The sequence below is a fragment of the Pseudomonas sp. GW821-FHT03C07 genome, from assembly GCF_059420925.1.
This window is the reverse complement of sequence record NZ_JBWKUQ010000036.1, coordinates 1-12,081: the sequence shown is the minus strand read 5'-3', so window position 1 is coordinate 12,081 and position 12,081 is coordinate 1. Positions and strand designations below refer to the sequence as shown.

Annotated in this window: 5 protein-coding genes; 2 read left to right on the top strand and 3 right to left on the bottom strand. The window is 62.7% G+C overall.

Going from position 1 to position 12,081, the window contains the following annotated elements:
* Positions 1–121: 121 nt before the first annotated feature.
* The 3 genes from AC07VG_RS33225 to AC07VG_RS33215 all read right to left on the bottom strand — a co-directional run bounded on the left by AC07VG_RS33225 (position 122) and on the right by AC07VG_RS33215 (position 7,529).
* Positions 122–4,975 (bottom strand): Tc toxin subunit A, encoded by a 4,854-nt coding sequence (locus tag AC07VG_RS33225; RefSeq protein WP_495022547.1) that lies wholly within the window; start codon positions 4,973–4,975, stop codon positions 122–124.
* 503 nt (positions 4,976–5,478) lie between these two features.
* The gene (locus AC07VG_RS33220; protein ID WP_495022546.1) at positions 5,479–6,243 is read right to left on the bottom strand and encodes a hypothetical protein; all 765 of its coding nucleotides are present in this window, start codon (positions 6,241–6,243) and stop codon (positions 5,479–5,481) included.
* Positions 6,244–6,332: 89 nt separating this feature from the next.
* Positions 6,333–7,529: an MFS transporter gene (locus AC07VG_RS33215; protein ID WP_495004063.1), complete on the bottom strand. Its 1,197-nt coding sequence runs from the start codon at positions 7,527–7,529 to the stop codon at positions 6,333–6,335.
* A 102-nt stretch (positions 7,530–7,631) separates the two neighbouring features.
* On the opposite strand from AC07VG_RS33215, the gene AC07VG_RS33210 reads away from it, so the two are divergent.
* Both AC07VG_RS33210 and AC07VG_RS33205 read left to right on the top strand, forming a co-directional pair.
* Complete coding sequence (locus AC07VG_RS33210) at positions 7,632–8,174, top strand: TetR/AcrR family transcriptional regulator (RefSeq protein ID WP_495004062.1); 543 nt, start codon at positions 7,632–7,634, stop codon at positions 8,172–8,174.
* A 280-nt stretch (positions 8,175–8,454) separates the two neighbouring features.
* A complete protein-coding gene (locus tag AC07VG_RS33205) occupies positions 8,455–11,925 on the top strand; it encodes a hybrid sensor histidine kinase/response regulator (RefSeq protein WP_495004061.1) in 3,471 nt (1,156 codons plus the stop codon).
* Positions 11,926–12,081: the final 156 nt, after the last annotated feature.

Below are 12,081 nucleotides of genomic sequence, written 5' to 3'. Positions count from 1 at the left end.
CCACGCCTCTTGGAAGTTCATTCCTGATGGCTGATCCCCCCTTATGCGCTCTCGACATCGGCGCGGAGGAATCGATGTACGTCTGCAATGCGTAAAAAAACCATTGCCGTGACAGCGCGGCTCAACGTCGCGGTCGTCGGGACGCGGGCTCATCCACTTGGATTTTCGTTCGCAGGATCTGGCTGTACCGGGTGCCTTGCAGTGCCGCGCCAATCGAAAACACCGCTCTGGGATCCGGCAGTTGCCGGCAATCGATCTGCCAGCTCAAGCGTCCGCCCTCGGGAAGCCGACGCATCTGCAAGAAACTCGGATTGGCCACCAGCCCCTGACCGACCGGATTGACGCCGCTCCAGGTCAGGGCAATCTCGCGTTCCGCTGTATCACTGGCGTCGGACCGATCCTCAAGGGTCAATGTGTATTGCTTGCCGACGATGAACGTCAGCGAATCCTGTTCGTCTTCGCTCGCCGGCTGCCCGATCGGCGCCAGGAAGAACCGCCAATGCGGTTCTGTCAGGACATTCACCGTGAATGTCACCGCCTGCCCCGCGGGGACTTCCAGCGTGGCCGAGAGGGTATATTCTCCAGCCCGATCAATCGGCACGGCAAAAACCGCCATGCCTTCGGCATCGGTCCGCGTCTCTTTGCCGCTCCCGCCGCCGTCCATGGCCCATTGCACGGGGTATTCGCCAACCCCCTGAAACACCGTCGCGGAGTCTGCCCCCACCTCGGCTTCCACCCGTACCCGCACATGCACCACCTCACCGGCCTGCGCAATCACCGACACATTGGCCGGTGATGCCGCGGCAAGCCTCGGCACGGGCAGAATGATCATGACCTGTTCGAAAAACTCTGCCCTCTCATCCCCTGCCTGTGAAGGCAGCAGGGTCGCTCGAACCGTCATCGCTCCTTCCTTCAGCACGGACGAAGGCAACTCAAGAACCGCGTACCCGTCGACATCAGAAGCAACCGGCTCGCCCGGTTCATAATTCGACTCATCAGCGAATTGCACGCTCCAGTCGATTTGCTCTCCCGGCTTGCCCGCTCCGCTCAGTGAGAGAACGCGGCAGGCGATTGTGACGTCCAGCCCCAGCACATTCGGCCCCTTGAAGCGCAGCCTGTAGCTGCTTTTATCGATAAAGGGCGCATCGATGAAGCGAAACGCCGCAAAACCTTCAAGCTCCAGACCTTCGCCAAGGGTTGCCCGGACCTTCGTGACCCCCTCCTCGTTGCTGAACAACTGGGCATGGGCGACGCCGTTTTCATCGGCAACCGTCGTATCCTTCTTGAACTGGCCGGGCCCCTCGATCACGCTCCAGCGCACACGCCGGTTACGCCCCCAGTTCCCATAACCGTCCCGCAAGATAACGGACAATTCGAACGACTCACGACGGCCGGCCAGTTTGGGTGCAATCTCCTCATCCGGTTTCGGCTGACGCAGGCTCAGCGTTGCCTCGTCGCAGTCGATGGTCACCGCGGGCATGGCAATGCGCTGATCGAGCCCGATGGTTGCAAACACCGTGGCAATGCCCATCTCGGCACTCGATGTCAGCGTGACTTCGACCACACCGTCCGCGTCCGTGTGCGAGATATCCGCATCCAAAGCCCCGGGGCCTGTCAGCGACCAACGTACGCGGATATTGACCAGCGGTTTGCCGCTCAAGTCCCGCACCAGCAGGCGATACACCGCCTGGGCCTTTTGCGGGGCCAAGCTCAGCGCGTTGGCCACCAGACGTGTCCGGTCGACCGAAGCCTCGCTCGTCGCGGCCTGGCCGACCTCGGGGGCATTGCCGGAGCCGCCCACTTGCAGCCGACCGGCGTAGAGGCTGCCGAGCGCGTATTGCACGGCGTTGCGATAGTCTTCCGTATTGGCGGACACCGGCAATCCGCCCAGTTCATGCAGCGCCAGAATGCTGAGCTGGCTCGTGCGGGCCATTTCCAGCATTCGGATAAAGCCATTGAACTGGCTCAGTTGCGTAATCACCCCCGTCGGTGCAATAAAACGTGCGGCCTCCAGCACCTCGCGCGCGCTGATGCCCAACATCTCCGCGACCTTGACCGCGGCCGCATCCTGCATCAGGCGGGCATAATCCTCGCTCTCGGCGATAAGCTCAGGATCAAAGGCCTGCGGATCGTTGACCAGGGACAAATAGTCCATCAATGCCGATGGCGAAGCTTGCATTCGCGACGCGACATCGCGATAGGTTTGCAGGTGGTACAGCGTGGTCAGTGCAATCGCGCCGGTTGCGTCCAGCCCTGGTGCAAATCCGAATGAGTCGGGGGCTTCGGGCCGACCTTCCAACTGCCGCTTGTTCGCCGCATGGCGGCTCAACATTTCGCCATCCAACTCGAACTGACGAACCACATCGGCCAGGCGATGCAAGCTCCCCAGCTTCTGGAGCATGACATCGACATTGCTCCAATCTTCAAAGTCGTCGTCCCCGAGGAGCGCTTCCCGAGGCCGGCCCACAGCACGCAAACGCTGTGCAACCGGATCGGAGCGGCTCAACAGCTGCAAGGCCATCGCGCGCAATGACTCGGCGGGGGTCACCACGCCTTCCGTCTCCCACACCCAGCGCAAAATGTCGTAGACGCTCTGATCGGCCCACTCTATGAGAGGCAGGACAAGATCGGACGCAATCGCCAAGTAGGTGGCTAAATGCTCTTCGACCAGCGCCCGCTGCGAAGCCCGCATCCGGAGAATGACCGCGGTCACGGACTCCACCACCGTATTTTTAAGCGTTTGCGCCTCACCCTGGTCGTCCCCGTGGATAGAATCCTCCTCCCCTTGGGCGATCCTCTCCACCACGTCGGCAACGATGTTGCGAACACTCACCGCGTAATCCGTGTCCGAGCCCGAGACACCGTCAAGCACAATGCCCTGGGCATCGATAACGTCCGTAAGCATTGTCACCCAATCAATCCCGACGGCCGTCGCCACGGCATTCAACGCGGGGGGAACACCGGCTTGCTCCAGGACTTCATTGGTGATGCGAAGACCTCCCAGCATCGTATGTAAACTGGCGACCAATTGCCGTTCACTGTCGCTGGCCACGGGCACTGTCGTGTTTGAGCGCATGGCCCGCACAAACCACGCCAGGTCGATGCCTTTGTCCCGGCACCAGCGCACGCAATCGACAACCGCCATCAACGCTGCGGAAAAATCCGTTGCTCCCAGCGTGGGCAGCGCATCGACCGAAGGGACGCCGGCAATCTGCTTCAAGACCGGCCCCGATTGGCCGAGCATCTGCACAAGCCCGATCAGGACCGTCGGCGGAACATCCAAATAGCGGGCGATGCTGACAATGCGATAGAAGGAGGACAAAATCTCCAGGTTACGTTTGAGCTCCGGCGGGTCATAGCTATTGGCGACAACACGCGCCATATAGGTGAACTCGGACGTATCCAGGCCAAGGCTCGTACAAATCGCCTGGACGGTTTCCCGCCCGTGTTCATCCGTGTTGTCTTCGATCCGTGCGCTGAATGGCGAATTGTCCAGAACCAGGGGCTCGCCCAAAAGCCCATGGTTGACAAAAATGCGGTCGTATTGGGCGACCGTCTCTCCAGCGCCAAAAATCGATACCTTGTCGAGCCAGGCGGCAAAATCCTCCGCGGTCACCGCATAACGCCGCCGCATTTCGCAGAAAACCCCAAGGGCTTTCAGCGTATTGCGCGTAATTTGTGGCGCTCCGTTTTTTTTCTCGGCGTGATGGGCGGCGACAATCAGTTGATCCATCTCTCGAAAAGAGCTCCCGAGCCATCGGCTGAGCCGGATCAGCCGGTGGATCCGGTCCGCGCGTTCATCCGTCAGATTGGCAAGCTGAACGGGTGGATCGACCGGGACGGCTTCCGTGTCCCTGACCTGTCGGAAGCTGTGCGGGTCATGCATAGCCAGCAGGTCAATGGCGGGGTGTTGCGCCCCATTGATGTAAACCGCGCCAAACTCATGGGGGCCGGGCTCCTGCTGGGAAACCGTCGTTTGCGACACATGTCTGGACAAAACCGGCGCGTCTTCCCTGACGGCAAACAACCCGGGAAGCGCGTCCCGCGTTATCCCGGTGCGCGTGCAGAATTCCGCGCTGTCCTCTAAAGCCGCCCTGGAATAGACCCGATAGGTCGTCCAATAAAAGTTCGCTATCTCCTCTTCGTTGCCTGGCCGGGCGCCGTTGAAAAGCGCTTCCAGAAGAAGTTCCCGGCGCGCCGGGCCGATCGGTAAACTCAGCAGGAAGGTATCGTCGCCGCGATCGGTCTGCATGCCTGGGAAGGCAAAATAATGAAAATCCGGATCGGTTGCCCGCGCCAGTTCGCCAAAAGCTGAAACAGACGAGTCAAAAAGCGACAAGATCACTTGAAGCTGCTCAACCCAATGCTCGTAGGGCATGCTCAGCGGATAACGCGCTTTCGCGAGGACCCTGTCCGCCTCGATGGCGTCGGAATCCGATAGCCCCTCGGCATCGAGAAGCGACGCCTCCAAAATCTTCGTCGACAGCGATAACACCGAGCACTCCTGTGTCATCGCCGCGGAGTCAATCAGTTCGGCGGCAATATCCGGCCGTCGAACCTGCAAACGAAAGCGGTTCCCCTCGTCGCCGGCGCCCTCCAGGGCGAGCGCCTTCTTGTAAAGGCTGACCAGGTAGGCCACGGGCGAGGTTCTGGCCTCAATGGCATTCGGACGGGCCATGTTCGACCAGTCTTCGTCAAACTCCATGTCATAACGCGGCCCATCCGTGAGCGAGGCAAAACCGCGGCGCACATCATAGGTCAGGCTATCCGCGCCTCTCAGCTCGCGCTCGCGATACTGCCGCGCCATCCATATCGCCGCGCTCACCGCGCGCTCGTGCAGCTCCTGCGCCTGCCCGATGCGCAAGCCCTGCGCAATCCATCGCTCAGGCTGCTCCCGCGCCAGCTCCAGAATCGAGCCTGCCTGCGCAACAATGGCATGGATGGTTTCGCTTCCAGAGGGATTCAACTGCGACATCAGGGTTGTCGCCAACAGGGCCCGGGGAGCTGAAGAAGGGGTACTGGAAGGCGAGCGAAGATCAGGTGGCATAAAAGTTCTCCGAAGAAAGACTTCCAGACCCACAGCCTGCGCGCGAAACTACCCAGTAAAACTACAAGCCCAACGCACAGCCAAGAGCTGAGCCTTGCCGGCGATCAATACCATCCGCCTGCCTACGATGGGCCTTGCTTGTGAACATGTATCCGGACTCGCGCTTGGAGTCCAACTGTTAGCCGTCATCTGTCCTGTTGGAAATCAGTGGCGACCATGGAATGAGGTAAGCACAGGTTTTTGCTTCCAGCAACTGCAAGACGTCGCCTGATTTCATCGTCACGGAGCCAGTCATTGCCCTCCCACGGCGACCGTAAAATACCCTGTTGCCCCCCCCCCCCCCCCCTCGTAGGAGCTGGCTTGCCGGCGATGAGGCCCGTCAGCCATGCACCGCCCATCCGGCCGCCATCGCCAGCAAGCCGGCACACAGGTTATGGACTGTTGAACAGGCGCAAACCGCCGGAAAAAGAATGCACATCCGCCTCTTGTTCCAAACGATAAAGATCCAGTTGAGCCTCCCGACGCAACCACGCGGCATCCAGCACCGGCTCCGCCCCCCGGGCTGGCCGCTTGATTCCATCGCCACGCACCAGTGCACTGCGCAAAATGGCAAAACGTGCCCGATTGATATGCCCGCCGGAGCCATAGGTGCCGGCCTTGCCCAACTTCGCGGCGACCCCGGTATCACCACCGAACCAACCGACACCGATACCCAGGCGCGCCATGATAAAGGCATGATCGCGAAGAATCGCCGCACAGCCCTGGATCAGCTCGACAAACGCCTGGGTCGCGATATCCATGGCCTCCAGGCCGTGCAACTGGGCAATGCGCTTACCGACCCATACCCCTTTGGTCCTGAGCAGCAACGCATCGACGCAGTCATGGGCCAGCTCGACTCGGCGCCGCGGTTCGGGCTCGTGCAACAGTGCCTGCCTGAGGGTCTGCAAGGCAAAGGCCATGGGCACCGCGCCCTGGGGCCGCATCCGTCGCGAGGGCAGCACATGGCGGAGCAAATGATGCAGACCGAACAGACTCTCCGGCTGCAGGAACAAACAGGCCTGGGCGGACAGCGGTTGCCAGGCCACCTCCTGCAACAGGCCGAGCATCTGCGTCAGGTCCGCGGACTGGAGGCGCAAGGCCAACTGAGTGGACGCTGGCAATGGCGCCCGAAGGCCGGAACGTGTGGGAGTCGTCATGGGGCGCCGTGGTCATTCCGCTAAAAGACCCCAGTCTGACCAGCGCCCCGCCATCGATCTTGCAATAACCGATCAGCCGGCTGACCGGCTCAGGCCACCAGGTCCCGCGCCGGACGGCGCCCTACCAACATCAGCAAGGCGCCCAGGGAAAGCCCGATCAACATCACGCCGTAGCCGTCGGTCGTGGTGATCAGGCCGAGACGCTGGCACAGGTTGCCCGCCAGCAACGCCGGCAGGCAGAACGCCAGGTAGCTCAGCGCATAAAAGGCCGACATCAGCCCCGCCCGCTCGTGGGGCAAGGCCAGCGGTACCACACTGCGCAACGCGCCGAGGAAACCCGAACCGAAGCCGCTGCCCGCCACCAACGTGGCAAATAAAAACAGCACCAGGCTGGCGCTGTGCACGGCCAGCAGAATCAGGCTGACGCCGATGGCCAGCAGCGCGGCCCCCAGGCGCAGGACCTTTTGCGCCGGACGATTGCGCAGGGTGAAGATCGCCAACGCACCGCTGAGGGTCAGCACCGCCACCAGCACGCCACCGATCAGGTTCGAGGTCGAACCGGTCGCGGCACGTACCAGCGAAGGCGCGAGGGACAGGTAGAACCCACCCATGGCCCAGACCGCGACATCCACCGGCAAGGCGATCCACAGGGCCTTACGCGCTTGCGGCGGTACGTGCAGGGTTGGGCGCAACGACGCCAGGGCGCCCGGCTGCGCACTGACCGTTTCCGCCAAGCGCCAGACAAACAGTGCCTGCATCACCAGCAGGCCGAACAGAACCCAGTACACCAACTGCATGGGCTGTGGCGCGAACTCCACCAACAAACCGGAACCAAGGCCACCACAGGCCATCCCCAGCAATGGCGCAATACTGTTGATCAGCGGGCCCTTGCGGTTGTCGTTGTCCAGCAGGGACGCACCCAGTACGCTGGTGGCCATGCCGGTGGCAAAGCCTTGTAGCGCCCGCGCGGCGATCAGCCACGCGGCACTGTCGGCGGCGATGAACAACCACATCGCGCCGATATCCAGCACCAGCGCGGCAAAGATCACCGGCCGGCGGCCCAGATGGTCGGACAACGAACCGACCGTCAGCAGCGCCGCCAGCAGACTCAGGGCATACACCGCGAAGATCAGCGTCAGGGTCGCCGCGGAAAATTGCAGGGTTTCCTGATACAGGGGGTACAAGGGCGTCGGTGCGCTGGAGGCGGCCAGGAAGGTCAGCAAGGTGAGTGATAGGAACACTAGGCTGGCGCGTTTGGAAACGGGCGTTTCGAGGCTATTGGACATGGACACACTCCACAGGAGAAAGCGCAAAAGCTAAAATATTGCTTTTGCGGAGTGTGCTACGGCCTTTTTCTTAAAGCAAATTCTTTGTGTTAAGGTTTTGGCATGGCAATCAAAGAAAGTGTACGTCCGGGTGGTCGCAGCGCTCGGGTACAGGAATCGATTCATCAGGCAGTCCGTATGCTTCTCGAAGAGCAGGACCGCGCGAGCCTGACCGTTCCGCAGATCGCGGCGCGGGCCGGGGTTACGCCTTCGACCATCTATCGGCGCTGGGGCGACCTGGCGGCGTTATTGGCGGATGTCGCCCTGGCGCGCATGCGCCCGGAAGTCGAGCCGGCCAATACCGGCAGCCTGCGCGGTGACCTGCGGGCCTGGGCTGAGCAGTATCTGGATGAAATCAGTTCGGAACCGGGCCGGCAGATGATGCGTGATGTGCAATGCCGGCCCACCACTGGCTATTGCACGACCATTCTCGGCGGGCAGTTGCAGAGCATTGTCGATCGTTACCCGCAGGCTGCGCTGCCCAGCGTCGAGCGCCTGCTCGACCTGATCGTCGCGCCGACGGTGTTCCGGGTATTGTTCGCGGACAAGCCGTTGAGTGTCGAACACTTGCACCGGCAGATAGAGATCGCCCTCACCTCTGCGTAGACAACACCGTCTTGCCCCTTGACTCGCCAGCACGGTCAACGCGGTCATTGTGGGAGCCGGCTTGCCGGCGATGAGGCCAGTGAGCCTTGCAGCGCCCATCCGGACGCCATCGCCGGCAAGCCGGCTCCTACAAATCGGTGTTCCAACGCAACAATATCGTCGCGCCCGAAACCCTGGGCAAGGCTGCGACCTTGGTCGACACTGACGCCGCCCGGCCATCGTGCGAGACTGTAGCGCCAGGGCCGGACTGCCCTGGGGATGTCTTTTGCCGGGAGTTTCCATGTCGCTGTCCAGCGGGCTGATCGCCGCCGTCGCCCTGGCCTATATGGCCATCATGTTCGCCATCGCCTTTTATGGCGACCGCCGTAGCGCGCCCCTGCCGCCACGTATGCGGGCCTGGGTGTACAGCCTGTCGCTGGCCGTCTATTGCAGCAGTTGGACTTTCTTCGGCGCGGTCGGCCAGGCCGCCGACCAGCTCTGGGCCTTTCTGCCGATCTACCTGGGCCCCGTGCTGTTGCTGGTGCTCGCGCCCTGGGTCCTGCAAAAGATGGTGCTGATCAGCAAACAGGAAAACATTACCTCCATCGCCGACTTCATCGCCGCCCGCTATGGCAAATCGCAATCCCTGGCAGTGGTGGTGGCACTGATCTGCCTGGTCGGCGTGCTGCCGTATATCGCCCTGCAACTGAAAGCCATCGTCCTCGGCGTCAACCTGTTGATCGGTGCCGGCGCCGACGCCATGGGCGTGCGCGCCCAGGACACGGCGCTGGTGGTGTCGCTGATCCTGGCGCTGTTCACCATCGTCTTCGGTACCCGCAACCTCGACGCCACCGAACACCACCGCGGCATGGTGCTGGCGATTGCCTTCGAATCCCTGGTCAAACTGTTTGCCTTTCTCGCCGTCGGGGCCTTCGTGACCTATGGCCTCTACGACGGTTTCGATGACTTGTTCGACCAGGCCCGCACCTCGGCGCTGCTCGCCGAATACTGGGAGGAAACGGTCAACTGGCCGTCCATGGTGGTACAGACCGGCGTGGCGATGATGGCGATCATCTGCCTGCCCCGGCAGTTCCATGTCACCGTAGTGGAGAACATCGAACCCCAGGACCTGCGCCTGGCCAAGTGGGTGTTCCCCGCGTACCTGATCCTCGCGGCATTGTTCGTGGTACCGATTGCCCTGGCCGGACGCATGATGCTGCCCATCGATGTCTTGCGCGATTCCTACGTTATCAGCCTGCCCCTGGCCCAGGCCCATCCGGCGCTGGCCTTGCTGGCCTTTATCGGTGGCGCTTCGGCGGCCACCGGCATGGTGATCGTCGCCAGTGTCGCGCTGTCGACCATGGTCTCCAACGACATGCTGCTGCCCTGGCTGCTGCGACGACAGAACTCCGAGCGGCCATTCGAAGTATTCCGCCACTGGATGCTCTCGGTGCGCCGGGTCAGCATTGTCGCCATTCTTCTGCTGGCCTACGTCAGCTACCGCCTGCTCGGCTCGACCGCGAGCCTGGCAACCATCGGCCAGATCGCCTTCGCCGCCGTGACCCAACTGGCGCCGGCCATGCTCGGCGCACTGTACTGGAAACAGGCCAACCGCCGCGGCGTGTTTGCCGGTATCGCCGGCGGTACCTTCATCTGGTTCTACACCCTGGTCCTGCCGATCGCCGCCCACAGCCTGGGCTGGTCGCTGACCCGTTTCCCCGGGTTGGCCTGGCTCCACGGCAATCCGCTGAACCTGCCGATCAGCCCCCTGACCCAAGGCGTGGTGCTGTCGCTGGCGGGCAACTTCACCCTGTTCGCCTGGGTCTCGGTGCTGTCGCGTACGCGGGTCTCCGAGCACTGGCAGGCCGGACGCTTTATCGGCCAGGAAATCAACGCCCGGCCCAGCGCTCGCTCGATGCTGGCGGTGCAGATCGACGACCTGCTGACCCTCGCCGCGCGCTTTGTCGGCGACGAACGCGCGCGCCAGAGCTTTATGCGTTTTGCTTATCGCCAAGGCAAGGGCTTCAACCCGAACCAGAACGCCGACAGCGACTGGATCGCCCACACCGAGCGCCTGCTGGCCGGGGTCCTCGGGGCCTCTTCGACCCGCGCGGTGGTAAAAGCCGCGATCGAAGGGCGGGAAATGCAACTCGACGATGTCGTCCGGATCGCCGACGAAGCCTCCGAAGTGCTGCAATTCAACCGGGCCTTGCTGCAAGGCGCCATCGAAAACATCACTCAGGGCATCAGCGTGGTCGACCAGTCGCTGAAACTGGTGGCCTGGAACCGGCGTTACCTGGAACTGTTCAACTATCCGGACGGCCTGATCAGCATCGGCCGACCGATTGCCGATATCATCCGCTACAACGCCGAACGCGGCCTGCTCGGCCCCGGCGAGGCCGAAGTGCATGTCGCGCGGCGCCTGCACTGGATGCGCCAGGGCCGCGCGCATACCTCGGAGCGGCTGTTCCCCAACGGCCGAGTGATCGAGCTGATCGGCAACCCGATGCCCGGCGGCGGCTTTGTCATGAGTTTCACCGACATCACCGCGTTCCGCGAGGCCGAGCAGGCCCTCACCGAAGCCAACGAGGGCCTGGAACAGCGCGTTGCCGAACGGACCCACGAACTGTCGCAACTGAACGTCGCCCTGACCGAGGCCAAGGGCACCGCGGAGTTGGCCAACCAGTCCAAGACCCGCTTCCTCGCGGCGGTCAGCCATGACCTGATGCAGCCGCTGAACGCCGCTCGCCTGTTCTCCGCCGCCCTTTCCCACCAGGACGACAGCCTGTCCCCGGAGGCCCAGCAACTGGTCCAGCACCTGGACAGCTCGCTGCGCTCGGCCGAAGACCTGATCAGCGACCTGCTGGATATCTCACGCCTGGAAAACGGCAAGATCACGCCCAATCCCAAGCCCTTTGCCCTCAATGAGCTGTTCGACACCCTTGGTGCGGAATTCAAGGCCCTGGCCCAGGAGCAAGGCATGAACTTCCGGGTCCGTGGCAGCCACTTGCCGGTGAACAGCGATATCAAGCTGTTACGGCGGATCCTGCAGAACTTCCTGACCAATGCCTTCCGCTACGCCAAGGGCCCGGTGCTGCTTGGGGTCCGGCGCCGGGGCGGCGAGCTGTCGCTGGAGGTCTGGGACCGCGGGCCGGGCATTCCCGAGGACAAGCTCCAGGTGATTTTCGAGGAGTTCAAACGCCTCGACAGCCACCAGACCCGCGCCGAAAAAGGCCTGGGGCTGGGCCTGGCGATTGCCGACGGGCTCTGCCGGGTACTCGGGCATCGCCTGCAAGTGCGCTCCTGGCCGGGGCGCGGCAGCGTGTTCAGCGTCAGTGTGCCGATTGCCAGTCATCCGGCGAGTACGGCCGGCCACAACACGCCCCTCAACGGTCAGGCGCTGAGCGGTGCGCAGGTGTTATGCGTGGATAACGAGGACAGCATCCTGATCGGTATGCACAGCCTGCTGACCCGTTGGGGCTGCCGGGTCTCGACCGCACGCAATCGCGAGGAATGCGCGGCCTTGCTCGATGGCGGCCTGCGTCCGCAACTGGCGCTGGTGGACTATCACCTGGACGACGGCGAGACCGGTACCGGCTTGATGACCTGGATGCGCACGCGCCTGGCGGAGCCGCTGCCCGGCGTGGTGATCAGCGCCGACCTGCGCCCGGAAACCGTCGCGCAGGTGCATGGAGCGGGTTTGGAGTACCTGGCCAAGCCGGTGAAGCCGGCGGCGTTGCGGGCGTTGTTGAGTCGGCATTTGCCCCTCTGAAAACTTCACCGGCCCTATCGCCGGCAAGCCGGTATCTACAGGTCGATGTCTCAGCGCAAATCATCGCCGCTGCCCCGGCCCTTGTAGATACCGTCTTGACCCTCATCGCGCAAGCGCGATGTTTGGGTCAAACGGTACGCCTGATTTGAGCACCCC